Source organism: Bradyrhizobium erythrophlei, from assembly GCF_900142985.1.
Lineage (GTDB): Bacteria > Pseudomonadota > Alphaproteobacteria > Rhizobiales > Xanthobacteraceae > Bradyrhizobium > Bradyrhizobium erythrophlei_B.
In genome coordinates, this window is the sequence record NZ_LT670849.1 from 6,194,927 (window position 1) to 6,220,108 (window position 25,182).

23 protein-coding genes and 1 tRNA gene are annotated in these 25,182 nt (G+C 62.5%); 20 read left to right on the top strand and 4 right to left on the bottom strand.

Going from position 1 to position 25,182, the window contains the following annotated elements:
• The first annotated feature begins 16 nt into the window (after positions 1 to 16).
• The gene (locus BUA38_RS29575) at positions 17 to 784 is read left to right on the top strand and encodes an SDR family NAD(P)-dependent oxidoreductase (RefSeq protein WP_072823545.1); all 768 of its coding nucleotides are present in this window, start codon (positions 17 to 19) and stop codon (positions 782 to 784) included.
• A 12-nt stretch (positions 785 to 796) separates the two neighbouring features.
• Here the strand turns inward: BUA38_RS29575 and BUA38_RS29580 are convergent, their stop codons facing one another.
• Positions 797 to 2,020: a serine hydrolase domain-containing protein gene (locus BUA38_RS29580; protein WP_072823547.1), complete on the bottom strand. Its 1,224-nt coding sequence runs from the start codon at positions 2,018 to 2,020 to the stop codon at positions 797 to 799.
• A gap of 175 nt (positions 2,021 to 2,195) precedes the next feature.
• On the opposite strand from BUA38_RS29580, the gene BUA38_RS29585 reads away from it, so the two are divergent.
• The 15 genes from BUA38_RS29585 (at position 2,196) to BUA38_RS29655 (ending at position 12,897) form a co-directional block, all read left to right on the top strand.
• Positions 2,196 to 2,271 (top strand) — tRNA-Trp (locus BUA38_RS29585).
• A 150-nt stretch (positions 2,272 to 2,421) separates the two neighbouring features.
• On the top strand, positions 2,422 to 3,237 hold the full coding sequence (locus BUA38_RS29590; protein ID WP_072823549.1) for an IclR family transcriptional regulator: 816 nt from the start codon (positions 2,422 to 2,424) through the stop codon (positions 3,235 to 3,237).
• Between the two features lie 25 nt (positions 3,238 to 3,262).
• Positions 3,263 to 4,396 (top strand): ABC transporter substrate-binding protein, encoded by a 1,134-nt coding sequence (locus tag BUA38_RS29595; RefSeq protein WP_172806113.1) that lies wholly within the window; start codon positions 3,263 to 3,265, stop codon positions 4,394 to 4,396.
• Positions 4,397 to 4,399: 3 nt separating this feature from the next.
• Entirely contained in the window at positions 4,400 to 5,266 is an 867-nt protein-coding gene (locus BUA38_RS29600; protein WP_072823553.1) for a branched-chain amino acid ABC transporter permease, read from the top strand.
• Entirely contained in the window at positions 5,263 to 6,255 is a 993-nt protein-coding gene (locus BUA38_RS29605) for a branched-chain amino acid ABC transporter permease (protein WP_072823554.1), read from the top strand. The genes BUA38_RS29600 and BUA38_RS29605 overlap by 4 nt, the downstream gene beginning before the upstream one ends.
• A complete protein-coding gene (locus tag BUA38_RS29610; protein WP_072823556.1) occupies positions 6,252 to 7,028 on the top strand; it encodes an ABC transporter ATP-binding protein in 777 nt (258 codons plus the stop codon). Before BUA38_RS29605 ends, BUA38_RS29610 begins: the two co-directional genes overlap by 4 nt.
• The gene (locus BUA38_RS29615) at positions 7,025 to 7,750 is read left to right on the top strand and encodes an ABC transporter ATP-binding protein (protein WP_072823558.1); all 726 of its coding nucleotides are present in this window, start codon (positions 7,025 to 7,027) and stop codon (positions 7,748 to 7,750) included. Before BUA38_RS29610 ends, BUA38_RS29615 begins: the two co-directional genes overlap by 4 nt.
• 37 nt (positions 7,751 to 7,787) lie before the next feature.
• The gene (locus BUA38_RS29620) at positions 7,788 to 8,282 is read left to right on the top strand and encodes a RidA family protein (RefSeq protein ID WP_072823560.1); all 495 of its coding nucleotides are present in this window, start codon (positions 7,788 to 7,790) and stop codon (positions 8,280 to 8,282) included.
• A gap of 48 nt (positions 8,283 to 8,330) precedes the next feature.
• Complete coding sequence (locus tag BUA38_RS29625) at positions 8,331 to 8,996, top strand: hypothetical protein (RefSeq protein WP_072823562.1); 666 nt, start codon at positions 8,331 to 8,333, stop codon at positions 8,994 to 8,996.
• A 145-nt stretch (positions 8,997 to 9,141) separates the two neighbouring features.
• Positions 9,142 to 9,519: a hypothetical protein gene (locus tag BUA38_RS29630; protein WP_072826536.1), complete on the top strand. Its 378-nt coding sequence runs from the start codon at positions 9,142 to 9,144 to the stop codon at positions 9,517 to 9,519.
• Between the two features lie 335 nt (positions 9,520 to 9,854).
• Positions 9,855 to 10,046, top strand: a complete 192-nt coding sequence (gene secE / locus BUA38_RS29635; RefSeq protein WP_072823564.1) for a preprotein translocase subunit SecE — start codon at positions 9,855 to 9,857, stop codon at positions 10,044 to 10,046.
• 23 nt (positions 10,047 to 10,069) lie between these two features.
• Complete coding sequence (gene nusG / locus BUA38_RS29640) at positions 10,070 to 10,603, top strand: transcription termination/antitermination protein NusG (protein ID WP_072823565.1); 534 nt, start codon at positions 10,070 to 10,072, stop codon at positions 10,601 to 10,603.
• A gap of 130 nt (positions 10,604 to 10,733) precedes the next feature.
• On the top strand, positions 10,734 to 11,162 hold the full coding sequence (gene rplK, locus BUA38_RS29645; protein ID WP_072823567.1) for a 50S ribosomal protein L11: 429 nt from the start codon (positions 10,734 to 10,736) through the stop codon (positions 11,160 to 11,162).
• 6 nt (positions 11,163 to 11,168) lie between these two features.
• The gene (rplA, locus tag BUA38_RS29650; RefSeq protein ID WP_072823569.1) at positions 11,169 to 11,861 is read left to right on the top strand and encodes a 50S ribosomal protein L1; all 693 of its coding nucleotides are present in this window, start codon (positions 11,169 to 11,171) and stop codon (positions 11,859 to 11,861) included.
• Between the two features lie 88 nt (positions 11,862 to 11,949).
• Positions 11,950 to 12,897, top strand: a complete 948-nt coding sequence (locus tag BUA38_RS29655; protein ID WP_072823571.1) for a 2-hydroxyacid dehydrogenase — start codon at positions 11,950 to 11,952, stop codon at positions 12,895 to 12,897.
• Positions 12,898 to 12,910: 13 nt separating this feature from the next.
• Here BUA38_RS29655 and sigJ read toward each other — a convergent pair whose 3' ends face one another.
• The 3 genes from sigJ to BUA38_RS29670 are packed head-to-tail and all read right to left on the bottom strand — an operon-like array spanning position 12,911 to position 14,691.
• Entirely contained in the window at positions 12,911 to 13,798 is an 888-nt protein-coding gene (gene sigJ / locus BUA38_RS29660) for an RNA polymerase sigma factor SigJ (RefSeq protein WP_072823573.1), read from the bottom strand.
• Entirely contained in the window at positions 13,776 to 14,321 is a 546-nt protein-coding gene (locus tag BUA38_RS29665) for a hypothetical protein (RefSeq protein WP_072823575.1), read from the bottom strand. Before BUA38_RS29665 ends, sigJ begins: the two co-directional genes overlap by 23 nt.
• The gene (locus BUA38_RS29670; protein WP_072823577.1) at positions 14,314 to 14,691 is read right to left on the bottom strand and encodes a hypothetical protein; all 378 of its coding nucleotides are present in this window, start codon (positions 14,689 to 14,691) and stop codon (positions 14,314 to 14,316) included. Before BUA38_RS29670 ends, BUA38_RS29665 begins: the two co-directional genes overlap by 8 nt.
• 618 nt (positions 14,692 to 15,309) lie before the next feature.
• Between BUA38_RS29670 and rplJ the strand changes: the two genes are divergently transcribed.
• From rplJ to rpoC, 4 genes are all read left to right on the top strand, one after another.
• Positions 15,310 to 15,828, top strand: a complete 519-nt coding sequence (gene rplJ, locus BUA38_RS29675; protein ID WP_072823579.1) for a 50S ribosomal protein L10 — start codon at positions 15,310 to 15,312, stop codon at positions 15,826 to 15,828.
• Between the two features lie 57 nt (positions 15,829 to 15,885).
• On the top strand, positions 15,886 to 16,263 hold the full coding sequence (gene rplL, locus BUA38_RS29680; RefSeq protein WP_072823581.1) for a 50S ribosomal protein L7/L12: 378 nt from the start codon (positions 15,886 to 15,888) through the stop codon (positions 16,261 to 16,263).
• 417 nt (positions 16,264 to 16,680) lie between these two features.
• Positions 16,681 to 20,799 (top strand): DNA-directed RNA polymerase subunit beta, encoded by a 4,119-nt coding sequence (gene rpoB / locus BUA38_RS29685; RefSeq protein WP_072823583.1) that lies wholly within the window; start codon positions 16,681 to 16,683, stop codon positions 20,797 to 20,799.
• 129 nt (positions 20,800 to 20,928) lie between these two features.
• Positions 20,929 to 25,128: a DNA-directed RNA polymerase subunit beta' gene (gene rpoC / locus BUA38_RS29690; RefSeq protein WP_072823585.1), complete on the top strand. Its 4,200-nt coding sequence runs from the start codon at positions 20,929 to 20,931 to the stop codon at positions 25,126 to 25,128.
• Positions 25,129 to 25,182 lie beyond the last annotated feature (54 nt).

Below are 25,182 nucleotides of genomic sequence, written 5' to 3' on the forward strand. Positions count from 1 at the left end.
GTGAGGGGAGTGGAACATGAACTTGTTCGATCTATCGGGAAAAGTCGCCATCATCACCGGCTCGTCGCGCGGTATCGGGCGCGCAATTGCCGAACACATGGCCTATCACGGCGCCAGGGTCGTGATTTCCTCGCGCAAGCAGGCAGCCTGCGACGAGGTCGCGAAAGCCATCAACGACAAGTCCGGCAAGCAGGTCGCGCTTGCAGTTGCCGCCAATATTTCGACCAAGGACGATCTGAAACATCTTGTCGAGGAAACCAACCGCGTCTTCGGACCCATCGATACGCTGGTCTGTAACGCCGCGTCGAATCCCTATTACGGGCCGCAGGCCGGAATTTCGGACGACCAGTTCCGCAAGATTCTCGACAACAACATCGTCGCCAACCACTGGCTGATTTCGCTGGTCGTGCCGCAGATGATCGAGCGCAAGGACGGCTCGATCACCATCATCTCCTCGATCGGCGGCTTGAAAGGATCGACCGTGCTCGGCGCTTACGCGATTTCCAAGGCCGCCGACATGCAGCTCGCTCGCAACCTTGCGTGCGAATATGGCCAGCACAATATCCGCGTCAACTGCATCGCGCCCGGCCTGATCAAGACCGATTTTGCCCGCGCGCTCTGGGAAAATCCGGAGACGTTGAAAGCATCGACCGCGCGTTCACCGCTGCTGCGGATCGGCGAGCCCGACGAGATTGCGGGAGCTGCGGTGTTTCTCGCTTCCCGCGCCGGCACGTTTACGACCGGCCAGACCATCGTGATCGATGGCGGCGCGACGATCAGTTGACGGTGTTTTCCGTCATTCCATCGCCGCGTAGACGAGGTTGCGGACCAGCGTGCGGGTGTAGACGCGCTGGCCGGGGGCCTGCGACATGAAGATGGCAAACAGGTCTTCCTTCGGGTCGATCCAGAAAAACGTGCCGCCCATGCCGCTCCAGAAGAACTGGCCGACCGAGCCCGAAAATGGCGCGATGCCGGATTGGGTGCGGACGCCAAAGCCGAGGCCAAAGCTGTGTCCGGGCTGGGTGAGCGTGCCCTGGATCTTCACGCTTGCGTCGAGGTGATCCGACGCCATGAATTCCAGCGTCTTGCGGCCGATGATCCTGGTGCCGTCGAGTTCGCCGCCATTGAGCAGCATCTGGCAGAAACGCGCATAGTCCATCGTTGTGGAAACCAGCCCGCCGCCGCCGGATTCGATCACCGGTTTTTCGAGCATGCTGAACAACTGCACCTTGTCGCCGGTCCAGGGGTCGGCCGCGAACGGTTCGGCCAGCCGGTGCGCGTTCTCGGCAGCCGTGTAGAAGGCGGTTTCGTTCATTTGCAGCGGCGCCAGGATACGCTCGGTGAGGAATGCGCCGAGCGATTTGCCGCTGACGACTTCGATCAGCCGGCCGAGGATGTCGGTCGAGCGGCTGTAGTTCCATTCGGCGCCGGGCTGGCAGATCAGGGGGAAACTCGCCACCAGCGCCGCATGCTCGGCATTGTCGATCTTCCGGCTGCGCACGCGCGATTGCTGATAGAGCTGTTGGACCAGGCCGTTGCCGGTGTGTTCGTAGGTGATGCCGGAAGTGTGGCGGAGCAGATCCTGGATCGTGATCGCCCGCGCGAGCGGCACCAGTTCGAGCCTGCCGTTGTTCTCGATGCCGACTTTCTGGTTGGCAAATTCCGGAATGAATTTGGGAAGCGGGTCGTCGAGCAGGAACTGGCCTTCCTCGAGCAGCATCATGACGCCGATCGATACGATCGGCTTGGTCATCGAAAAGATGCGGAAGATCGTCTCGCGGGTCATGGCGGCGGACTGCGCCGGGTCCTGCTTGCCGAGTGCGTCGAACCAGCCGATCTGGCCGCCGCGCGCGACCATGATCGTGGCGCCCGGCATGGTTCCCTTGTCGATCTCGCGCTGAAAGACGTCCGACATCCGTTGCAGGCGAGCGGCCGACAGCCCGAGCGACTCAGGTTTGGCCTGCGGCAAGGGCGGGGTTTGCGGGCCAGGGGCCTGGCGGGTCGCGGTCTGCGCGGTCATGACGGTCTCTCTTTATATCTGTGCGGTTGTCGCCTTCGGCAGGCTTTTGGCCTTGGAACGGCCAAGCCCAAGATCAATTCGGGGTTTAAGGATGCCACCGGACGCTTCGCCCTTGCAATCCGCCCCTGCGCTATGCTTGAAACGGCCCGGATCGGACGGCGACGCCGGTCCGTACAGGAGTGTAGCTCAATTGGTAGAGCACCGGTCTCCAAAACCGGGGGTCGCAGGTTCGAGCCCTGCCACTCCTGCCAGCGCGTAAGCGGCTCGCCGACCTTCACAGCTCAAATATCGAACTCGTTCTCCGCAATCTGACGCGAAGCGGCACTTGCGCTCTTGCCGTTGCCAGTTGACCGATCTGCAACCCTGTTGCAGATTGCAATCAGGTTGCAGCGGGTGGGCGAATGCCGGTTACAGCGGTCGATCATGCCATGGCCATTCTGGAACGGCTCGCCGACGAGCCGGGTGGCCTGTCCGTCACCGGCCTCGGCCGGCATATCGGCGTCAATAAAGGCTCGATCGCCCGCGTTCTCATTTCGCTGCAAGGCACCGGCCATGTCGTTCAGGATGCGGTGACCGAGCGGTATTCGCTGTCGCTGAAGACGGTCTCGATTGCGCATCGCTACATGGATCGTCTCGGATTTCCGGCGCTGATTCAGCCGGTGCTGAACGAGCTGTCGGCCGCGACCGGCGAACTTGCGCAACTCTCGGCCTGCGACCGAGATCGGCTCTACGTCATCGCCAAGGCCGAAGGCGAGAACAGGATCCGGATTGAATCGCTGCTGGGCCGCGAAATCGCGCTGCATGCGAGCGCCACCGGCAAAGCGTGGCTGAGCGGCATGGCGCGTGATCAGGCGATCCGAATTCTCAGCACCTCGTCGCTGGTGAAGCTGACGCCGAACACGGTGACCGACCTCGTCAAACTCGAGCGCGAACTCGATAAGACCCGAATACGCGGCTACGCGCTTCAGCGCGAAGAACTGATGGACCATATGTCCGCGCTTGCTCTCCCGGTCTGCCGCACCGCGGAGAAATTTCCGGTAGGCGCGCTGGTGGTTGCCGCGCCGACCTTCCGTTTTCCCGAAACGCGAATCCCTGAAATCCGCGCGCTGGTGCAGGAGGCTGCAGTGCGCATCGGCGCGCTCTGGCCGCCAGGCGCCGTGCACCTGCCGCTCGGCCCGGCCAGCGCGAAGACCGCACCCGATTTTTCGACCGTATAGAATCCTTCAAACCGGAGGTACGATCTTGTTTTCATTTCGCTGTTTGGTGCCCGCTACCATTGCTGCCGTTGCATTGACCTCGCCGGCATTCGCGGCCGACAAGATCCCGCTCGGTCTGGTCGCGCCGACCTCCGGCTCCGTTGCGCTTGATGGCCAACAGCAGGTTGCGGGCGCGAATTTCGCGGTCGACGAGTTCAACAAGGCCGGCGGTCTGGGCGGCAAGCAGGTCGAACTCTTTGTCGAGGACGGCGAATGCAAGCCGGCCTCATCGACGGCGGCTGCGGAAAAGCTCATCACGCGCAACGAAGTGGTGGCGCTTGCGGCCGCGTTTTGCAGTTCGGCGACCAAGGCGGTGCAGCCGATCGCCGAAAAGTATCAAGTGCCGGTCGTCAACGGCATCTCGTCAGACCCGTCGCTGACCGATCCGCTGCGGCCGTGGTTCTTCCGTACCAAAATCCACAACGTCACCCGCGGAAAGTACTACGCGAAATTCATCGCCGAGGATATCAAGCTGAAGAAGCTCGCGGCGATTGCGGTTGACGATGATTTCGGCCGTTCGGCCGTGACCGCTTTCACGCCGGTGCTCAAGCAATACGGCGCCGAGTTCGCGCTGGTCCGCTACTTCAAGCATGGCGAGGTCAATTTCATCTCGCTTCTGAACGCGGCCAAGGAGACCGGCGCCGACGGCCTGTTTCTGGTTGGCGAAGCGCAGGACGGTGCGCTGATCATGAAGCAGTATTATCAGCTCGGGCTGAAATTGCCGGTGGTCGCGCTCGGCTCGTTCAACACGCCGCAATTCTTCGATGCCGCTGGCTCGGCTGCCGAGGGCGTCTACAATGCGGAAGTCTGGGGCGAGGGCGTCGACAATGCCGCGGCCAAGCAGTTCGTGTCGGCATGGCAGGAAAAGAACAAGGGCTATCCCGGCCTTTACGCACTGTCGGGCTATGTCGAGCTGCGAACGCTTCTCGAAGCGATGAAGAAGGCCGGCAGCACCAATCGCACCAAGCTCAAGGAAGCTCTGGAGGGCCTGAGCTGGGACAGCCCGATCGGAACCATCAAGTTCGATGCCAAGCATCAGGCGTTGACGTTGATGTTTGTGACCAGGAACGAGGGCGGCAAGGGCGTCGTGGTCGCGACCTTCGACACCTCGAAGGACTGACCGGTGCTGCAGGATCTCGCCAGCGGGCTGGCGATCGGCCTTGCTTACGCGCTGATAGCGCTCGGTCTGAGCCTGATCTTCGGCGTCCTGCGCATCATCAATTTCGCGCATGGCGAATTCTATATGCTCGGCGGTCTGATGCTCTATTCGCTGACCAGCCGCGGCTTCAGCTTCTTTCCGTCGCTGGCGGGCGCGGTGTTCGGCACCATGGTGGTGGCGATCGTGATCGACTGGTGCGTGCTGAAACCGCTTCGACGATCCGATGAGGTGACGATTGCGCTCGCGACGCTCGGGCTTTCAATTTTTCTCGCCAATGCCGCGCTGGTGATCTGGGGGCCGGTGCCGCACCAAATTCCAAGTCCGTTTTCGATGGATCCTTTGGTATTGCCGGGCGGCGTCTACCTGAGCCGGCTGGAATTGTTCGGAGCCGCTGTGACCCTCGTCATCATGGGCGCCATGCATCTGGTGTTGCAGCACACGTCGGTCGGACGGCAGATGCGGGCGGTGGTGCAGGACCGTGATGCGGCCGCGGTCGTCGGCCTCAATGTCGATCTGATCTACCGCATGACGTTTGCTGTCGGCTGCGGGCTTGCGGCCGTCGCCGGCGGGCTGCTCGGCACGATGTTTCTTGTCTACCCGGCGATGGGCTTGCAGGCCGTCCTGAAAGCCTTCGCGGTCGTGGTGATCGGCGGCATGGGCAGCTTCTCCGGTGCAGTCGCCGGCGGATTGCTGCTTGGGCTCGCCGAGTCTATCGGCGGCGCGTGGCTGCCATCCGGCTACAAGGACATCGTGGCCTTCATCATGATCGTGGCCGTGCTGGCCTTGCGCCCGCAGGGGCTGCTTGGCGCGAGGCAGGTGCGGATTCGATGAACCGGCCGCTCGTGCTCGGATGCGTGGTCGCCGTCGCCGCTTTGGCGGCGGGTTGCGTACTGCCGAGCCTGATCGGACCGTATTTCATGCGGCTTGTAATTTTCTCGCTGATCTATGCGCTGCTCGCTTTGTCGCTCAATCTCACGCTCGGATTTCGTGGCGAGCTATCGCTCGGCCACCAGACCTTCTTCGGCGTCGGCGCCTATGCGGCGGCGATCCTTGCCACCACCTACGAATGGCCGTTGCTGCTGCTCTTGCCGGTAGCGGCGGCCTGCGCGGCGATCACCGCCTTTGCCATCGGGCTTGTCGCGCTTCGCATGCGCGGTCCATATTTCGCCATCGTGACGCTGAGTTTTGGCGTGATCGCGCAAATCCTTGCCGTCAATCTCGTCGATCTCACTAACGGCCCGATGGGAATTTCCGGCATCGGCGCCACGCCTTCCAGCTATCTCGGGTTCACCGTTCCCTGGCGCAGCGACATCGTCTGCTACGGGATGCTGGTGGTTCTGGTGTTCCTGTCGGGCCTCGTCACGTTTACGCTGCGCGAATCGAAATTCGGCCGCGCCTGGCGTGCGCTGCGAGATCACGAGGACCTTGCCGCCGCGATCGGCATTCCGGATTTCCGCATGGACCTGCTGGCGCTCGTCATCAGCGCGGCGATGGCGGGCGTCGCCGGTGCTGTGTACGCCTTCTACACCTCGGTGGTCGCTCCGGATGACGTGTTTTCGTTCGCGATCGTGATCGCGATGCTGATCCCGGTGGTGCTTGGCGGCCGCGGCACCATCGTCGGCCCGATCGTCGGAGCCTTCATCTATGCTTTCGCGCCCGAATATTTGCGCATCGCGCAGGACTGGCGGCTGCCGATCTTCGGGCTTTTGCTGGTGCTGCTGGTCATTCTCGCACCGGAAGGTCTTGTGGTGCTGGCGCTGCGGGCGCCCGCAAAACTGCGCGCGCGTTTCCGGCAAGGTGCGGCGGAGGCCGGGGAATGAGCGCACCGGCCACCGCCTTGCTGAGCGTGCGCGACCTCTCTGTGCGGTTCGGAGGTCTCATCGCCGTGGGCGAGGTGACCTTCGATATCGGCGAAGGCGAGATCGTCAGTCTCATCGGACCGAACGGCGCCGGCAAGACCACCACGATCAATGCGATCACCGGTTTTGTTAATCCGACCGCGGGCTCGGTTCGCTTCGCCGGCGGAGAGATCGTTGGACGCCGGCCGGAACAGGTCGCTGCCGCCGGCCTGGTGCGCACCTTCCAGAACGCGGCAATGTTTGGAAGCATGACGGTTGCCGAAAATCTGGCGGCGGGACGTTTCATCACCCAGCGCACCGGCGTGTGGCAGACGCTGTTTCGAAGCCCGGCCTTTGCGCGCGAGGAGCGGGATATCGGCAAGCACGTCGATGAACTCGTCGATCTGCTCGGGCTCGGTGCCCGGCGCGCTTCGACGGCGCGCGATCTGCCGTATGGCGAGCAGCGCGTACTCGGCCTTGGCATTGCGCTGATGGCGCAGCCAAAGCTCCTTGTGCTGGACGAGCCGGCCGCCGGTCTCAGTCCGGATGAGGCGCGCGCCATGGGCCGCCTGATCCGCAAACTCCACGGGCTCGGGACCACCGTGCTGCTGATCGAGCACAACATGTCGCTGGTGATGTCGATCTCGGACCGGGTGATCGTATTGAAGCAGGGGCGCAAACTTGCGGAAGGAGCGCCCGAAGTCGTGCGCAAGCATCCCGAAGTGGTCGAAGCCTATCTCGGAGCCGAGGCATGAGGCTTCTCGACGTCGAAGGGCTCGAAGTCTCCTATGGCGCGGTGCGTGCGCTGCGTGGTGTCGACCTTTATGTCGACAGCGGCGAGATCGTCGGACTGGTCGGGGCCAATGGCGCCGGCAAATCCACTTTGTTGCGCGCGATCTCCGGCCTCGTCAAAGTGCACAGCGGCAGTGTGAGATTCTCCGGCGCAGAGCTCGGCCGCGCCGCGACGATGCGCATCGTTGCCGCCGGCATCGCGCATGTGCCTGAAGGCCGGCGCGTCTGGCCCGACATGAGCGTTGCCGAAAACTTAAAGCTTGGCGGCGTCATCGCCGGCGGCAATACCGAGGCCGAGCGGCTGGAACGCGCTTTAACCCTGTTTCCCGAATTGCGCGACCGTCTCAGGCAAAAAGCGGGGACCTTGTCCGGCGGCGAACAGCAGATGCTGGCGATCGGCCGTGGCCTGATGAGCCGGCCAAAACTTCTGATGCTGGATGAGCCTTCGCTCGGTCTGGCGCCGGTAGTCGTGCAGCGGCTGAAGGAACTGTTTGCGACGCTGAAACGGGACGGGCTCACCATCCTGCTCTCCGAACAGAATGCGCGGCTCGCCTTGGGCGCGACCGATCGCGCTTACGTGCTGGCGGAGGGACGCATTTTGACCAGCGGCACCCCGCACGATCTTCTCGAAAACGCGGATCTGATCTCGGCCTATCTCGGCGAAAGCACCGAGCCGGCGGGTTGAGCGGATTCTTCTTCGAATAACCAGGGAGGAAAACGTCATGGCCACGGAAGGAAACGCGAAAACATCCGCATCGCCGTCGGCGCGTCTGGCGCAGATGGGACTGACGCTGCCCTCGGCGGCGCAGCCTTCGTTCAACTATGTGCCGGTCGCGGTCGAGCGGGGCATCGCCTATGTCAGCGGCCAATTGCCCAAGGTCAACGGCGAAGTCCGCCTTCAGGGCCGGCTGGGCGAGGGCATTTCGATGGAACAGGGCAAGGAAGCGGCGCGAATTTGCGGCATCCAGGGACTGGCGTGCCTTGCCGAAGCGCTCGGCTCGATCGATCGGGTCGCGCGCATCCTGCGCGTCTCCGGCTTTGTGTCGAGTGCGCCCGGCTTTTTCCATCAGCCCGCGGTGATCGATGCCGTCAGCGAGCTGATGGTTGAAGTGTTCGGCGAGGCCGGCCGTCACGCCCGCTCCGCGATCGGTGTGGCCGCATTGCCGCGAAACGCGCCGGTCGAGGTCGAACTGATCGCGTCCGTCCACGAAGATTAACCGCCACGTTTCATCCAGACCATCGCCACTCCAACCAACGAGCATGAAATGGCCCAAACAAGTTTTTGCCTGCGCATCTATCACGATCACCTGACCGAAGGCGCTGAGGCGACACTGCCGAAAGCCCGCCGCGTCATCTATTGCGTTTCGGGGCAGGCGAGCTTGTCGGCTCCAGGCAAAACCCAGACGATCATCGGCGATCAGGCGTTTTTCTCCGACGGCGAATGCACGGTGCGCGGGGACGGCGAGGGCGCACGGTTATGGCGTTGGGAACTCGTCGCGATGAGCGAGCCGCGCGGAGAAATTCACGCCAAGGGGATCAAGAGTTTCGATGCCGGCAATTACGAGATCGAGCTCGACACCTCGATCAAGCGGCTGATGCGGCTTGATCGCGTGAGTTTCCCGCTCGGCGGCGAAGCGCTCACGCATATCCACGCGGCGCCCGGCGTGCGCTGTCAGCTCATGGGAAATCTTAGGGTTGATTCTGTGGGACATCGCACTCGGTTTTGGCCCGGCGACAGCTGGGTCGAGCATGGTCCCGACCAAGTCTATGCGAAGGCATCCGAGAAGGAGCTGTCGGCCTTCGTGCGCGTCATGATCGTGCCAGAGGAATACAAGGGACGCTCGACCATTACCTACGTCCGCCCCGAGGACAAGGACAAGCCGAAGTCGCAGAGCTACACGCGCTATCTCGAGGAACCGATCACGCTTTGAGATAGGTCTTATTTTAGCAATCTGTTCCTTTCGCTTCAGCGCAGCTGGAACTTGAGGGAACAAGGGAACGAACGGCTCTGGCCGGCGATTGTTTGTCACCCGAGTGATCGGGTTCATCTTCATGCAAGTGAAGGGAGTAATCCTGATGAGACTGACAACGCTGGCCTTGGGCCTTACGGCGGCGTGCCTCGCCACGGCGGCTTCGGCCCAAACGGTTAACCTGACGGGCACCTATCGGTGCATCCAGATGTGCCGGGACGGCGCGATCGGCGCACCCACCTTCGTCACGCAGAACGGCGATGCCGTGAATCTGACGACGGAAACCGGCGAATCCTATCGCGCCTGGCCGGACTGGAACGCACCCGCCAGCCGGCTCTGGATCGAGGCGAGGGGCGAAAGCGCTGTCTATTCGCCCGATGGCATGCGCATCCAGTTTGACGACGGTCGCGTCTGGCAGCGTGTGATCGGGCCGCCGGTCGGTGTGACGGTCGGGCGCGCGCCCGTCGTCTATTACGGCAGGTAGCTTAAGCTGGCATCGAGGCTGGGCATGGCGCGGCAAAGTCGTGCTGTGTCCAGCTTTGACCCATGCCGCAAAGCCGTTGAATCCCCGGCCTTTATTTACTGTCCTTGCCGGATCGGTCAGACCGGCTGCCTTGACCTTTAGCCCCTTCCGCAGTACATAGCCGCCACCTGCTGTCGGCCCGTTAACCGCGGATATCCGGCGCGGCTTTGAAATCCCCGAACAATCGAGCCCGCGTGCCGGCTCAACCTTCAAGAGAGGGCTGGGCGCGATAGGTCTGTTCGGATTCTTGCGTTTAACATTTTGGTTCGTCTGACGACGGATACGGATATCTGACGATGGCGACAAGCCCGTTCAAGTTCTTGCAGGAGGTGCGCTCGGAGACCGCCAAGGTCACCTGGCCGACCCGCCGCGAAACCATGATCACCACCGCAATGGTGTTCGTGATGGTCGCGCTCGCCTCGATCTTCTTCTTCTTCGCCGATCAGATCATCCGATATGTGATCACGCTGCTCCTGGGCATCCACTGATGGCAAGCACCGCAACACAACTCATGGATAAGCGCTGGTACATCGTCCACGCCTATTCCAATTTCGAAAAGAAGGTCGCCGAGTCGATCCGCGAGCAGGCCAAGCAGCGCGGGCTCGAGGAATTGTTCGAACAGGTGCTGGTGCCGATCGAGAAGGTCACGGAAGTACGCCGCGGCCGCAAGATCGATGCGGAACGGAAGTTTTTCCCGGGCTATGTCCTGGTCAAAATGAAGCTGACCGACGAGGCGTTTCATCTGATCAAGAATACCCCGAAGGTGACGGGCTTCCTCGGCGCTGAAAACAAGCCGATGCCGATTTCGGAAACCGAAGCGATGCGCATCCTGCACCAGGTGCAGGAAGGCGTGGAACGCCCGAAGGCGTCGGTGTCTTTCGAGATCGGCGAGAACGTGCGCGTGGCGGATGGTCCGTTCGCCTCGTTCTCCGGCGTCATCGAGGAAATCGACGAGGCGCGTTCGCGTGTGAAGGTCGCGGTGTCGATCTTCGGCCGCGCCACGCCGGTCGAACTGGAATTCGGTCAGGTCGAAAAGGTGGCCTGATTGGACCTGGAGGCGGCAACGTCTCCATTGAAGAGGACGTGGGAGGAGAGGGCGGTTGCCAGCCGCACCTGAACCGCACCACGAACCTGAAACCGCCGGTCTTTCGAGGTCGGCACAACAGGAGTGAGAAATGGCAAAGAAAGTGACCGGATACCTGAAATTGCAGGTGCCGGCCGGAGCGGCCAATCCGTCGCCTCCGATCGGTCCCGCGCTTGGTCAGCGCGGTCTCAACATCATGGAATTCTGCAAGGCGTTCAACGCGCAGACGCAGAAGGAAGAAAAGAACACCCCGATCCCGGTGATCATCACCATTTACGCGGACCGTTCCTTCACCTTCGAGATGAAGACGCCGCCGATGTCCTTCTTCCTCAAGAAGGCCGCCAAGATCGAGTCCGGCTCGAAAGCGCCGGGCCGCGACAAGGCCGGCAAGGTGACCAAAGCGCAAGTGCGCGAGATCGCCGAGAAGAAGATGAAGGATCTCAATTGCGACACCATCGAATCGGCCATGAAGATGGTCGAGGGCTCGGCCCGCTCGATGGGTCTGGAAGTTGCGGGGTAATCGGCGATGACAATCGGAAAACGCACCAAGAAGGCCCGCGAGGGCGTCGACCGCGAGAAGCTCTATCCGCTCGCGGAGGCCGTCAAGATGGTCAAGGAACGCGCGAAAGCGAAGTTCGACGAGACCGTCGAGATCGCCATCAATCTCGGCGTCGATCCCCGTCACGCCGACCAGATGGTCCGCGGCGTGGTGACGCTGCCGAACGGCACCGGCCGCACCTTGCGCGTCGGCGTGTTCGCGCGCGGCGCCAAGGCGGACGAAGCCAAGGCTGCGGGCGCTGACGTCGTCGGCGCCGAAGACCTCGTCGAGAAGGTGCAGGGCGGCACGATCGATTTCGACCGCTGCATTGCCACCCCCGACATGATGCCGCTGGTCGGCCGTCTCGGTAAGGTGCTCGGCCCGCGCGGCATGATGCCGAACCCGAAGATCGGCACGGTGACGATGGACGTCACCGCGGCCGTGAAGGGTGCCAAGGGCGGCTCGGTCGAGTTCCGCGTCGAGAAGGCCGGCATCGTCCAGGCCGGCATCGGCAAGGCCTCGTTCTCGGAAGAGAAGCTCGTGGAAAACGTCAAGGCGCTCACCGATGCGGTTGCCAAGGCGAAGCCCGCAGGCTCCAAGGGCACCTACATCCAGCGCGTGGCGGTTTCCTCCACCATGGGACCGGGCGTGAAGGTCGAGCCGGGCAGCATTCTCGGCTAAACATTTTAAATGGCGGATCGAGAAAAAGAGCGGGATCGGGCAACCGGTTCCGCTCTTTTTGCTTGGTGGATTTGGAGAGGATGAGCAGATGCCCGAAAAGGTATTGATCTATTCGAAATTCCCCAAGGCGCTGATGGTGCGGATCGGGCAGCGCTTCGAGCTGTTGGACGCAGCCGGCAAGCCGCCGCTCGAGGTCTTCGCGAAGGAGGAGCTTTCCTCCGTTCGCGCCATGATCACCGCCGGTGGCACGCAGTTGCCCGGCAGCGTCATGGACACGCTGCCTTCGTTGCGCGCGATCATCTGCTACGGCACCGGCTATGACGGTGTCGATCTGGTCGCAGCGAAGGAGCGCAACATCGCCGTTGGCAACAGTCCGGGCGCGAACGCCGCAAGCGTCGCCGATCTCGCCGTCACGCTGATGCTTGCCGCGACCCGGCGGATTCTTCCCGCAGACGAATTCGTCCGCAACGGCAACTGGGCGGCGGGCAAGCCGTCGCCGCTGTTGCGCGCGCTGTCCGGCAATCCCGGCCGCCGCATCGGTGTTTACGGCATGGGCGAGATCGGCCGCAAGATCGCAGGCCGCGTCGCGGCGTTCGAAACCGAAGTCGGCTATTTCAGCCGCACCCGCTACGACCTGCCGTATCGTTACTTCGAGAGTCTGGAAGCGCTCAGCGAATGGTGCGGCGTGCTGATGATCGCGGTGCGTGCCGGCGCGGAGACGCATCGCGTCGTCGATGCGAACATCCTGCAAAAGCTCGGCAGCGAAGGTTACGTCGTCAATATCTCCCGCGGCTCGGTCATCGACGAGGCGGCCTTGATTGCGGCTTTGCAGAACAACACGATCGCCGGCGCCGGCCTTGACGTGTTCGAGAAGGAACCGCATCCGCCCGGCGCGCTGACCGCGTTTCCGAACGTGGTGCTGACCCCGCATATCGGCGGGCATACGCAGGACGCGCACGCCGCGATGCAGGACTGCGTGGTCGCCAATCTCGACGCGTTCTTTGCCGGTCAGCCGCTGGCCTATCCGGTGCGCTAACTCCGCCAGAGACCTAGTGGGGCAACGAGCTAGCTGCGTAACGAAGCTTGTCGGGATTGCGCACCAGATAGACCGCCGCGATCTTCTCGCCGTCGATGCTGACACTCAAGGTGTGATCGAGTTCACCGTCGAGATAGAGCAGCGCGCCGATGCTGCCGTTGATCATCGCGGGCTCGATGCGGATGTCGCGGTGCGCATTCTTGCCGGCCACGCCAATGAAGAAACGTGCGATCTTGTCGGCGCCGTAGAGGGGATTGAGCGCGGCCGATTTGCGCCCGCCGCCATCGGTCACGGCGACCGCATCTTCGCGCAGCAGGCCGGTCAGCCGCGACAGGTCGCCGCTGGCCACGGCTTCCACAAAGGCCTTCAACAGATGTTCATGGCTGTCTGGTGCTGCGGCAGGCAGCGGCCGCTCGTCGCGCACCGCGCGGCGGGCCCGTGTCGCCAGTTGCCGGCAGGCCGGTTCGCTGCGGTCGATCATGGCGGCGATCTCGGAGAACGGAACCTCGAAGACGTCGTGCAGCAGGAAGGCGGCGCGCTCCTGCGGCGACAGCCGGTCGAGCGCGAGCAGCAGCGCGAAAGAAAGGTCGTCGGCGAGTTCGGTCGCTGCATCCGTCGCGAGGCCGTCGGTGTCGAAGACCGGTTCCGGAAGCCAGGGGCCGACATAGATTTCGCGTTGGGCCTTGGCGCTTTTGAGCCGGTCGAGACAGAGCCGTGTCACGACCGTGACGAGAAAGGCCTCCGGATTGCGCACGTCATCGGCGTCCGCGAAACGAAGATAGGCATCCTGCACCACGTCCTCGGCATCGCTCCGGCTGCCGAGCATGCGATAGGCAAGCCCTAGCAGCCGGCGCCGGTACGGCGCAATCGGATCGCCTTCATGCGGCTTGCTTGACGACATCGATCTGTTTTCCGTCAACCGAAATTCGGCGGCATTCCTTGGCGTAGCCGAGGGCTGCCTTCATCATTGGAAACATCCGGCCCATCTGGAGCGCGAAGGTCAAGTCGATCACGCCTTTCTGGCCCCAATGGGCGCGGATGGCGTCGCGATGTTCGTCTTCATCGGCGGACCGCCGCACGATGGCATCCGCAAAACGGAACGCGAGCACGACATCGTCGCTCATGGCGCGGACATCGCGACGCACGACGGCCTCGATCTGGTCTTTCGGCACACCGGCCTCAAGCGCCATGTCGACGACAAGCTGGGCGCAGGGTCCGCAATCTTCCGCCTTGGTGCCGGTGATGCCTGCGGCAAAGCTCGCTTCGATCGGAATCACTTCGCGATGACGTGAGGCCTTCATCAGCGGAGCAAACTTGAAAAAGGCGGCAGGCGATTCATCGAGCAGCATTTCGAGATAGCTCGTGTCGTAGGAATAGTGCTTGCTGTAACGGCGCAAGAGACAGCGTGCGAACCAGCTACGCATGATGTTCTCCTCTCGTGGGGAAGGCGGAATAGAGGGCGATCGCGGATGGGAGCACCACGGCAACGACGTCGAAGGCGGTGTGATGGTCGTGGCCCGATACGATCGCCACGAGGTGAATCAGGCCATGGACGGCGAGAAAGCCCGCGCCCGCGACCGCTGCCGGCCAATAGACCGGCCGCCAGGCGCGAATGGCGAGCACAAGGCCTGAAACCAGGAACGCGGCGCCGATGTCCTGCACAAAGTGCGGGTTGAACGGACTGGTCTCGGTCGCTCCCGGTACGCTTTGGTACCAGAGGGGGCCGGCGACCAGCATCATCAGGCCATTGGCGATATTCGCGACGCCGAGGATCGCTGCTATCAATCTCTTCATGTGGGCTCCTCCCCCTCAGACGAGTGAGGGAGGGCTGGTGTGACGGGCGGGATGAAGATTTTTGGGGTATTTCTGGCCCGCTCAGCCTGCGCCAAATTAGCCCTTGGCAAGCCGAAAAAGACCCGTTAAAGAGGCCGCTTCCGGACGTGCTGGCTATCGCTGGCGCGTCTGTGCTCGCTTTCCGAAAGAGAACGAATAGGAGACCTTTCCTTTCAGGACATTCCGCTTGGATGCTCGAAAGGAAGGGAAAGCTATCGTTTGAGAGGAAATCGGGCTGGGGCAGGCCGGTTTTACCTGCTTGCCTTGATCCTGTCCAAGACTGCGGGCGCCCGCGATAAACGAAAGTTTTTCAACGGCTTAATCGTATGGCCTGCATAGACGGGTGAAGACCAGATTTCGCTCCGTTTGACGGGTTCCCCGTTCCTCGGAGATTTGGTTCGAACCTCGACACCCCGCTGGCCCGCAAGGCCTTCGGGAGGGCAGGCGTTTCAATGTCGTTCTGCCCGACGCGTCCTTGAAGAGTGCAATGTCTTTCAGGTCTGTGTGACGGCGGGACGATGGGTGCAACCCGGCGGTCCTGCCTCTGGCTGAAGGACCGCCAACCGGAGAGAGCTTGCTGTGGAAAGAGCGGCAAAAAAGGGCGCTGTCGAGGAGCTGAATGGTCTGTTCAAGACCACCAGCGTCGCGATCGTTGCTCATTATTCCGGCCTTACCGTTGCCCAGATGCAGAAACTGCGCATGCAGATGAAGCAGGCTGGCGCCTCGGTGAAGGTCTCGAAGAACCGTCTCGCCAAAATTGCTCTTGAAGGCACTGACGTCGTTGCTATCGGCTCCCTGCTGAAGGGGCCGACCGTGATCGCGACTTCCAATGATCCGGTAGCAGCGCCGAAGGTTGCCATCGAATTCGCCAAGGCGAACGAACAGTTCGTCATTCTCGGCGGCTCGATGGGTAAAACCGTCCTGAATGTTGACGGCGTGAAGGCGCTTGCCTCGCTGCCGTCGCTCGATGAACTGCGCGGCAAGATCGTCGGCCTGCTCGTGGCGCCGGCGACCAAGCTTGCTCAGTTGTCGAATGCGCCCGCGGCCAAGCTCGCGCGCGTCATTCAGGCTCATGCCTCAAAGAGCGAAGCGGCCTGACCCTTCGCCAAACAGTAACAACCTGGTTCGAACCAATACGTTTAAGGAAACAGATCAATGGCTGACTTGCAGAAGATTGTTGACGACCTCTCGAGCCTGACCGTGCTCGAAGCGGCCGAACTCGCCAAGCTCCTCGAAGAGAAGTGGGGCGTCTCCGCGGCTGCGGCCGTGGCGGTAGCCGGCCCGGCGGCCGGCGGTGGTGCTGCGGCACCGGCGGAAGAGAAGACCGAATTCACGGTCGTTCTGGCCGCCTCCGGCGACAAGAAGATCGAGGTCATCAAGGAAGTGCGCGCCATCACCGGCCTCGGCCTCAAGGAAGCCAAGGACCTCGTCGAAGGCGCTCCGAAGCCGGTCAAGGAAGGCGTCAACAAGGAAGAAGCCGACAAGATCAAGGCCCAGCTCGAGAAGGCTGGCGCCAAGGTCGAGCTCAAGTAATTCGCGTCACCAAGACCCCGCCGGGTTCCGCCCGGCGGGCGTCCTACACGAGAAAGTGTGGGGATTGGCGGGGATACCCCTCGATTTTCCACGATCGCCGTCCCATATCGGGTCGGCAGCACGAAAACACGGCAGGCAGAGGGGACCGCAAGGTTTCGCCGCAAGCCGTTGGGAGATAGGCAATTTCGGGCTTTGCAGTCCGTAACGAAGCGGTTTTAGACGTGCGGGTGCGTTAGAGCGCCCCGCGCGTCGCTTTGCGTTCTTTGGATAGCGGAACTTTCGATTCAGGACTTCAGCGTCCTGCGAGAGGCGAGCCGTCGAGGGGACGAAAACGAAATTCAACTCCGAAGGCGATTTTGACATCACCGCTTTCGGAAAGGTTCGCTCCCTCCAGGGCGACGATAACGAGAGGCCACGATGGCGCAGCAGACGTTCACCGGTCGCAAACGCGTACGCAAGTTTTTCGGACACATCAAGGAAGTCGCAGAGATGCCGAACCTCATCGAGGTTCAGAAGGCGTCTTACGACCAGTTCCTGATGGTTGACGAGCCCCCGGGCGGCCGGCTCGACGAAGGCCTGCAGGCGGTCTTCCGTTCGGTATTCCCGATTTCGGATTTCTCCGGCACCTCGATGCTGGAATTCGTCCGCTACGAATTCGAGCCGCCGAAATACGACGTTGATGAGTGCCGCCAGCGCGGCATGACCTTTGCTGCGCCGCTGAAGGTGACGCTGCGCCTGATCGTGTTCGATATCGATGAGGAAACCGGCGCGAAGTCGGTGAAGGACATCAAGGAGCAGGACGTCTACATGGGCGATATCCCGCTCATGACGATGAACGGCACCTTCATCGTCAACGGCACCGAGCGCGTCATCGTCTCCCAGATGCACCGTTCGCCCGGCGTGTTCTTCGACCATGACAAGGGCAAGACGCATTCGTCCGGCAAGCTGCTGTTTGCCGCGCGCGTGATTCCGTATCGCGGTTCCTGGCTTGACATCGAGTTCGACGCCAAGGATATCGTCTATGCGCGTATCGACCGCCGCCGCAAGATTCCGGTGACGTCGCTGATGTTCGCGCTCGGCCTCGATGGCGAGCAGATCCTTTCGACCTTCTACAAGAAGATCAGCTACAAGCGCGCCAAGGAAGGCTGGCGCGTGCCGTTCGACGCCACCCGCTTCCGCGGCTACTCCACCATCAACGACCTGATTGATGCCGACACCGGCAAGGTGGTGCTGGAAGCCGGCAAGAAACTCACCGTGCGCGCGGCACGCCAGCTCCAGGAAAAGGGGCTGAAGGCGCTGCGCATGTCGGATGAGGAATTGGTCGGCAACTACCTTGCCGAGGACCTCGTCAATCCGAAGACCGGTGAAATCTATGCCGAAGCCGGCGAGGAAATCACCGAGAAGCTCCTGAAGGCGCTGAACGAGCAGGGCTACAAGGAACTGCCGATCCTCGACATCGACCACGTCAATGTCGGCGCCTATATCCGCAACACGCTGCATGCCGACAAGAACATGACGCGTGAAGACGCGTTGTTCGACATCTATCGCGTGATGCGTCCCGGCGAGCCGCCGACGCTGGATTCGGCCCAGGCGATGTTCCAGTCGCTGTTCTTCGATTCCGAGCGCTACGACCTGTCCGCCGTTGGCCGCGTCAAGATGAACATGCGCCTCGATCTCGACGCGCCGGACACCCAGCGCACGCTGCGCAAGGACGACATCCTGGCCGTCATCAAGACGCTGGTCGACCTGCGCGACGGCAAGGGCGAGATCGACGACATCGACCATCTCGGCAATCGCCGGGTGCGCTCGGTCGGCGAACTCATGGAGAACCAGTACCGCATCGGTCTGTTGCGCATGGAGCGCGCGATCAAGGAGCGCATGTCGAGTGTCGATATCGACACCGTGATGCCGCAGGACCTGATCAACGCGAAGCCGGCGGCTGCCGCCGTGCGCGAGTTCTTCGGCTCCTCGCAGCTCTCGCAGTTCATGGACCAGACCAACCCGCTGTCGGAGATCACCCACAAGCGGCGCCTGTCGGCGCTTGGCCCGGGCGGTCTGACCCGCGAGCGCGCCGGCTTCGAGGTGCGCGACGTGCACCCAACGCATTACGGCCGTATCTGCCCGATCGAAACGCCGGAAGGTCCGAACATCGGCCTGATCAATTCGCTCGCGACGTTCGCGCGCGTCAACAAATACGGCTTCGTCGAAACGCCTTATCGCAAGGTCAAGGACGGCCGCGTCACCGACGAGGTGGTCTATCTCTCCGCGATGGAGGAGGGCCGTCACCACGTCGCGCAGGCCAACGTTGCGCTCGATAACCGCGGCCGCTTCACCGACGATCTCGTGGTCTGCCGCCACGCCGGCGAAAACGTCATGCTCGCGCCCGACAAGGTCGACTACATGGACGTGTCGCCGAAGCAGCTCGTCTCGGTCGCTGCTGCGCTGATCCCGTTCCTCGAGAACGACGACGCCAATCGCGCGCTGATGGGCTCGAACATGCAGCGTCAGGCCGTGCCGCTGGTGCGCGCCGAAGCGCCGTTCGTCGGCACCGGCATGGAAGGCGTGGTCGCCCGTGACTCGGGCGCTGCGATCGCCGCCCGCCGCACCGGCGTGATCGACCAGATCGACGCCACCCGTATCGTGATCCGCGCCACCGAGGATCTCGATCCGACCAAGTCGGGCGTCGATATCTACCGGCTGATGAAGTACCAGCGTTCCAATCAGTCGACCTGCATCAACCAGCGTCCGCTGGTGAAGGTCGGTGACGTCGTCAAGAAGGGCGACATCATTGCCGACGGTCCCTCGACCGATCTCGGCGAGCTGGCGCTCGGCCGCAACGTGCTGGTCGCGTTCATGCCGTGGAACGGCTACAACTTCGAAGACTCGATCCTGCTCTCCGAGCGGATCGTGAAGGACGACGTCTTCACCTCGATCCACATCGAGGAGTTCGAGGTGATGGCCCGCGACACCAAGCTGGGCCCTGAGGAAATCACCCGCGACATTCCGAACGTTTCGGAAGAAGCACTGAAGAACCTCGACGAAGCCGGCATCGTCTACATCGGCGCCGAAGTCCGTGCCGGCGACATCCTGGTCGGCAAGATCACGCCGAAGGGCGAAAGCCCGATGACGCCGGAAGAAAAGCTTCTGCGCGCCATCTTCGGTGAAAAAGCCTCCGACGTCCGCGACACCTCGCTGCGCGTGCCTCCAGGCGTGCAGGGCACGATCGTGGAAGTCCGCGTCTTCAACCGCCACGGCGTCGACAAGGACGAGCGTGCGCTGGCGATCGAACGGGAAGAGATCGAGCGTCTGGCCAAGGACCGCGACGACGAACAGGCGATCCTCGACCGCAACGTCTACAGCCGTCTGGCCGAGCTCCTGGAAAACCGCCAGGGCATCGCCGGTCCGAAGGGCTTCAAGAAGGACACCAAGATCACGCGTGCCGTGCTCGAAGAGCATCCGCGTTCGCAGTGGTGGATGTTTGCGTCGCCCAACGACAAGCTGATGGCCGAAATCGAGGCCATGCGGAAGCAATACGACGAGTCGAAGAAAGGGCTTGAACAGCGCTTCCTCGACAAGGTCGAGAAGTTGCAGCGTGGCGACGAGTTGCCGCCCGGCGTGATGAAGATGGTCAAGGTCTTCGTCGCGGTGAAGCGCAAGATCCAGCCCGGCGACAAGATGGCCGGCCGTCACGGCAACAAGGGTGTGGTGTCCAAGATCGTGCCGATCGAAGACATGCCGTTCCTCGAGGACGGTACCCACGCCGACATCGTGCTCAATCCGCTCGGCGTGCCTTCGCGCATGAACGTCGGGCAGATTCTCGAAACCCATCTCGGCTGGGCGTGCGCCGGTCTCGGCAAGCGCATCGGCCAGACGGTCGATGCTTACCTCGCCAAGCAGGACACCAAGCCGCTGAAGGAGACCTTGAAGAAGATCTACGGCGATGAAGAGACGATCAAGACGCTCAACGACGGCGAATTGCTCGAACTCGGCCGTAATCTCAGCCACGGCGTGCCGATCGCGACGCCGGTGTTCGACGGCGCCAAGGAAGCCGACATCGAGGAGATGCTGAAGATGGCAGGCCTCGACGCGTCGGGCCAGTCGACGGTCTATGACGGACGCACCGGCGATCCCTTCGACCGCAAGGTGACGGTGGGCTACATCTATATGCTCAAGCTGCACCACCTCGTGGACGACAAGATCCACGCGCGATCGATCGGTCCGTACTCGCTCGTCACCCAGCAGCCGCTGGGCGGCAAGGCGCAGTTCGGCGGCCAGCGCTTCGGCGAAATGGAAGTCTGGGCACTCGAGGCTTACGGCGCCGCCTACACCTTGCAGGAAATGCTGACGGTGAAGTCGGACGACGTCGCCGGCCGCACCAAGGTGTACGAGGCGATCGTTCGCGGCGACGACACGTTCGAGGCGGGTATCCCCGAATCCTTCAACGTGCTGGTCAAGGAAATGCGTTCGCTCGGTCTCAACGTCGACCTGCACAACTCGAAGGTTGGGCCGGCGCCGACGTCGGAGGCGGCCGAGTAAGCAAAGCTATCGTACCCGGCGCGTCATCGCGCCGGGTATTCGCAGTCCGCGCTTTCGGTAGGGCGCGTGTGGCTGAATCAGGAATTTCGAATTTGCTGCCGGTGACGATCGGCACGCGAGGAGAAGACGATGAACCAGGAAATTATGAATCTGTTCAACCCGACGACGCCGGCTCAGGTCTTTGACCAGATCCGGATCTCGATCGCGTCGCCGGAAAAGATTCTGTCGTGGTCCTATGGCGAAATCAAGAAGCCGGAGACCATCAACTACCGTACCTTCAAGCCGGAGCGCGACGGCCTGTTCTGCGCCCGCATCTTCGGGCCGATCAAGGACTACGAGTGTCTGTGCGGCAAGTACAAGCGGATGAAGTACAAGGGCATCATCTGCGAAAAGTGCTCGGTCGAGGTCACGCTGTCGCGCGTCCGGCGCGAGCGCATGGGCCATATCGAGCTCGCGGCGCCCGTTGCCCACATCTGGTTTTTGAAGTCGCTGCCGTCCCGCATCGGCCTTCTGCTCGACATGACGCTGAAGGATCTCGAGCGGATTCTGTACTTCGAATACTACGTCGTGCTTGAGCCGGGCCTGACCTCGCTCAAGGACCGCCAGCTGTTGTCGGAAGACGAATACCTGAAGGCGCAGGACGAGTTCGGCCAGGATTCCTTCACCGCCATGATCGGCGCGGAGGCGATCCGCGAGCTGCTGAAGGGGCTCGACCTCGAGAAGCTCGAGACCACCTTGCGCGCCGAGATGCAGGAGACCGACTCCGACATCAAGCACAAGAAGCTCGCCAAGCGGCTGAAGATCGTCGAGGCCTTCCGCTATTCCGGCAACAAGCCGGAGTGGATGATCCTGACCGTGGTGCCGGTGATTCCGCCGGACCTGCGGCCGCTGGTGCCGCTCGACGGCGGCCGCTTTGCGACCTCGGACCTCAACGACCTCTATCGCCGCGTCATCAACCGCAACAACCGCTTGAAGCGGCTGATGGAGCTGCGCGCGCCTGACATCATCATCCGCAACGAAAAGCGCATGTTGCAGGAAGCGGTCGACGCCCTGTTCGACAACGGCCGCCGCGGCCGCGTCATCACCGGCGCCAACAAGCGTCCGTTGAAGTCGCTCGCCGACATGCTCAAGGGCAAGCAGGGCCGTTTCCGCCAGAACCTGCTCGGCAAGCGCGTCGACTATTCCGGCCGTTCGGTGATCGTGGTCGGTCCCGAGCTGCGCCTGCACCAGTGCGGCCTGCCGAAGAAGATGGCGCTCGAACTGTTCAAGCCGTTCATCTATTCGCGGCTCGACGCCAAGGGCCTGTCGACCACGGTGAAGCAGGCCAAGAAGCTGGTCGAGAAGGAGCGTCCGGAGGTCTGGGATATCCTCGACGAGGTCATCCGCGAGCATCCGGTGCTGCTCAACCGCGCGCCGACGCTGCATCGTCTCGGCATTCAGGCGTTCGAACCGGTCCTGATCGAAGGCAAGGCGATCCAGCTGCATCCGCTGGTCTGCGCGGCGTTCAACGCCGACTTCGACGGCGACCAGATGGCCGTGCACGTTCCGCTGTCGCTGGAAGCGCAGCTCGAAGCGCGCGTGCTGATGATGTCGACCAACAACATCCTGCATCCCGCGAATGGTCAGCCGATCATCGTGCCGTCGCAGGACATCGTGCTCGGCCTCTATTATCTCTCGATCATGCGCGAAGGGCTGCCCGGCGAGGGCAAGCTCTACGGCGAAATGGCCGAGATCGAGCATGCGCTGCACTCGAAGGTCATCCACCTGCATACCAAGATCAAGTATCGCTGGGAGGGCCTCGACGAGGAAGGCAAGCAGGTCAAGCGCTGGATCGAGACCACCGCCGGCCGCGTCATGCTCGGCAACGTGCTGCCGAAGTCGACGAAGATTTCGTACGACATCATCAACAAGCTGATGACCAAGCGCGAAATCTCCGGCGTGATCGATCAGGTCTACCGCCACTGCGGCCAGAAGGAGACGGTGATCTTCTGCGACCGCATCATGGCGCTCGGCTTCTACAATGCGTTCAAGGCCGGCATTTCCTTCGGCAAGGACGACATGGTGGTGCCGCACGGCAAGTGGAAGATCGTGGAGACCACGCGTACGCTGGCGAAGGATTTCGAGCAGCAGTACAACGACGGTCTGATCACCCATGGCGAGAAGTACAACAAGGTCGTCGACGCCTGGTCGAAGGCGACCGAGGAAATCGCCAAGGAGATGATGAAGGAAATTTCCGCGACCAAGAAGAACGCCAAGGGCGTGGAAGCCGACATCAACTCGATCTACATGATGGCCCACTCCGGTGCGCGTGGTTCGCCCGCGCAGATGCGTCAGCTCGCCGGTATGCGCGGCCTGATGGCGAAGCCCTCGGGCGAGATCATCGAGACGCCGATCATTTCCAACTTCAAGGAAGGCCTGTCGGTGCTCGAATACTTCAACTCGACCCACGGCGCCCGCAAGGGCCTCGCGGACACCGCGTTGAAGACCGCCAACTCCGGTTACCTGACCCGCCGTCTGGTCGACGTCGCGCAGGACTGCATCATCAATTCCGATGACTGCGGCACCAAGCTCGGCATCAAGATGCGCGCCATCGTCGATGCCGGCACCGTGGTGGCCTCGCTCGGCTCCCGCATCCTCGGCCGCACCGCGGGCGAGGACCTGCGCGACCCGACGTCAAGCAAGGTAGTCGTGAAGCGTGGCACGCTGATGGAAGAAAGCCACGTGGAAGCCATCCATCAGGCTGGCATCCAGGAGGTGAAGATCCGCTCGGCCCTGACCTGCGAACTCGTCAACGGTATTTGCGCCAAGTGCTACGGCCGCGATCTGGCCCGCGGCACGCCGGTCAACCATGGCGAAGCGGTCGGCGTCATTGCGGCGCAGTCGATCGGCGAGCCGGGCACCCAGCTCACGATGCGTACCTTCCACATCGGCGGTGCGGCACAGATCAACGAACAGTCGTTCGTTGAATCGAACTTCGACGGCAAGGTGACGATCAAGAACAAGGCGATCGCCCGGAACAGCGAAGGCTACCCGGTCGCGATGGTCCGCAACATGGTCGTTGCGATCTCGGACGCCGACGGCACCGAGCGTGCCACCCACCGTATCCAGTACGGCGCGCGCATGCACGTCGACGAGGGCGACACGGTCAAGCGCGGCCAGCGCATTGCCGAGTGGGATCCTTATACCCGCCCGGTGCTGACCGAAGTCGAAGGCACGATCGGGTTCGAGGATCTGGTCGAAGGCCAGTCGATCTCGGAGACGCTCGACGAGTCGACCGGTATCGCCAAGCGCGTCGTCATCGACTGGCGCACGACGCGAGGCGGGGCCGACCTGCGGCCTGCGATCGTCATCAAGGGCAAGGACGGCAAGGTCCTCAAGCTCGCGCGTGGCGGCGACGCCCGCTACATGCTGTCCGTCGACGCCATTCTGTCGGTGGACACCGGCTCCAAGGTCAAGCCGGGCGACATCCTCGCCCGTATCTCGACCGAAAGCGCCAAGACCCGCGACATCACGGGCGGTCTGCCGCGCGTGGCCGAACTGTTCGAAGCGCGCAAGCCGAAGGACGCGGCGATCATCGCCGAGATCGCCGGCACGATCCGCTTCGGTCGGGACTACAAGAACAAGCGCCGTCTCTCGATCGAGCCGTTGGACAAGACCGAGGAGCCGCGCGAGTACCTGATCCCGAAGGGCAAGCACATCCACTTGCAGGACGGCGACATCGTCGAAAAGGGCGATTTCATCGTCGAGGGCAATCCGGCTCCGCACGACATCCTGGCGATCAAGGGCATCGAGGAACTCGCGGCCTATCTGGTCAACGAAATCCAGGAGGTCTACCGGCTGCAGGGCGTGCTCATCAACGACAAGCACATCGAAGTGATTGTTCGTCAGATGTTGCAGAAGGTGGAAATCACCGATCAGGGTGACACCGACATGATCTCGGGCGAGCAGATCGACAAGATCGAGTTCGACCAGCTCAACGCCAAGGCGAAGGAAGAGGGCAAGAAGCCCGCCACGGGAACGCCGGTTCTGCTCGGCATCACCAAGGCGAGCTTGCAGACCCGCTCGTTCTTCTCGGCCGCCTCGTTCCAGGAGACCACCCGCGTGCTCACCGAAGCCGCCGTCAACGGCAAGGTGGACCCGCTGGAAGGCCTCAAGGAGAACGTCATTGTCGGCCGCCTGATCCCGGCCGGCACGGGCGCCTCGATGGCCAAGATCCGCGAAGTCGCGATGAAGCGAGACAAGCTGATCCTCGACGAGCGCGAAAAGCAGGCTGCGATTGTGCCGGCGGCGCCGGAAGTCGAGCCCCTGGCATTGCCGCCGGCCGAATAGGCCGCTCAGTACCCCGCAAGACTACGGAAAGACCGGCGAAAGCCGGTCTTTTTG

Coding starts and splice junctions, on each gene's coding strand:
- BUA38_RS29575 (WP_072823545.1), top strand. CDS start 17: ATGAACTTGTTCGATCTATCGGGAAAAGTCGCCATCATCACCGGCTCG.
- BUA38_RS29580 (WP_072823547.1), bottom strand. CDS start 2,020: ATGACCGCGCAGACCGCGACCCGCCAGGCCCCTGGCCCGCAAACCCCG.
- BUA38_RS29590 (WP_072823549.1), top strand. CDS start 2,422: ATGCCGGTTACAGCGGTCGATCATGCCATGGCCATTCTGGAACGGCTC.
- BUA38_RS29605 (WP_072823554.1), top strand. CDS start 5,263: ATGAACCGGCCGCTCGTGCTCGGATGCGTGGTCGCCGTCGCCGCTTTG.
- BUA38_RS29610 (WP_072823556.1), top strand. CDS start 6,252: ATGAGCGCACCGGCCACCGCCTTGCTGAGCGTGCGCGACCTCTCTGTG.
- BUA38_RS29615 (WP_072823558.1), top strand. CDS start 7,025: ATGAGGCTTCTCGACGTCGAAGGGCTCGAAGTCTCCTATGGCGCGGTG.
- BUA38_RS29620 (WP_072823560.1), top strand. CDS start 7,788: ATGGCCACGGAAGGAAACGCGAAAACATCCGCATCGCCGTCGGCGCGT.
- BUA38_RS29625 (WP_072823562.1), top strand. CDS start 8,331: ATGGCCCAAACAAGTTTTTGCCTGCGCATCTATCACGATCACCTGACC.
- BUA38_RS29630 (WP_072826536.1), top strand. CDS start 9,142: ATGAGACTGACAACGCTGGCCTTGGGCCTTACGGCGGCGTGCCTCGCC.
- secE (WP_072823564.1), top strand. CDS start 9,855: ATGGCGACAAGCCCGTTCAAGTTCTTGCAGGAGGTGCGCTCGGAGACC.
- nusG (WP_072823565.1), top strand. CDS start 10,070: ATGGATAAGCGCTGGTACATCGTCCACGCCTATTCCAATTTCGAAAAG.
- rplK (WP_072823567.1), top strand. CDS start 10,734: ATGGCAAAGAAAGTGACCGGATACCTGAAATTGCAGGTGCCGGCCGGA.
- rplA (WP_072823569.1), top strand. CDS start 11,169: ATGACAATCGGAAAACGCACCAAGAAGGCCCGCGAGGGCGTCGACCGC.
- BUA38_RS29655 (WP_072823571.1), top strand. CDS start 11,950: ATGCCCGAAAAGGTATTGATCTATTCGAAATTCCCCAAGGCGCTGATG.
- sigJ (WP_072823573.1), bottom strand. CDS start 13,798: ATGTCGTCAAGCAAGCCGCATGAAGGCGATCCGATTGCGCCGTACCGG.
- BUA38_RS29665 (WP_072823575.1), bottom strand. CDS start 14,321: ATGCGTAGCTGGTTCGCACGCTGTCTCTTGCGCCGTTACAGCAAGCAC.
- BUA38_RS29670 (WP_072823577.1), bottom strand. CDS start 14,691: ATGAAGAGATTGATAGCAGCGATCCTCGGCGTCGCGAATATCGCCAAT.
- rplL (WP_072823581.1), top strand. CDS start 15,886: ATGGCTGACTTGCAGAAGATTGTTGACGACCTCTCGAGCCTGACCGTG.
- rpoB (WP_072823583.1), top strand. CDS start 16,681: ATGGCGCAGCAGACGTTCACCGGTCGCAAACGCGTACGCAAGTTTTTC.
- rpoC (WP_072823585.1), top strand. CDS start 20,929: ATGAACCAGGAAATTATGAATCTGTTCAACCCGACGACGCCGGCTCAG.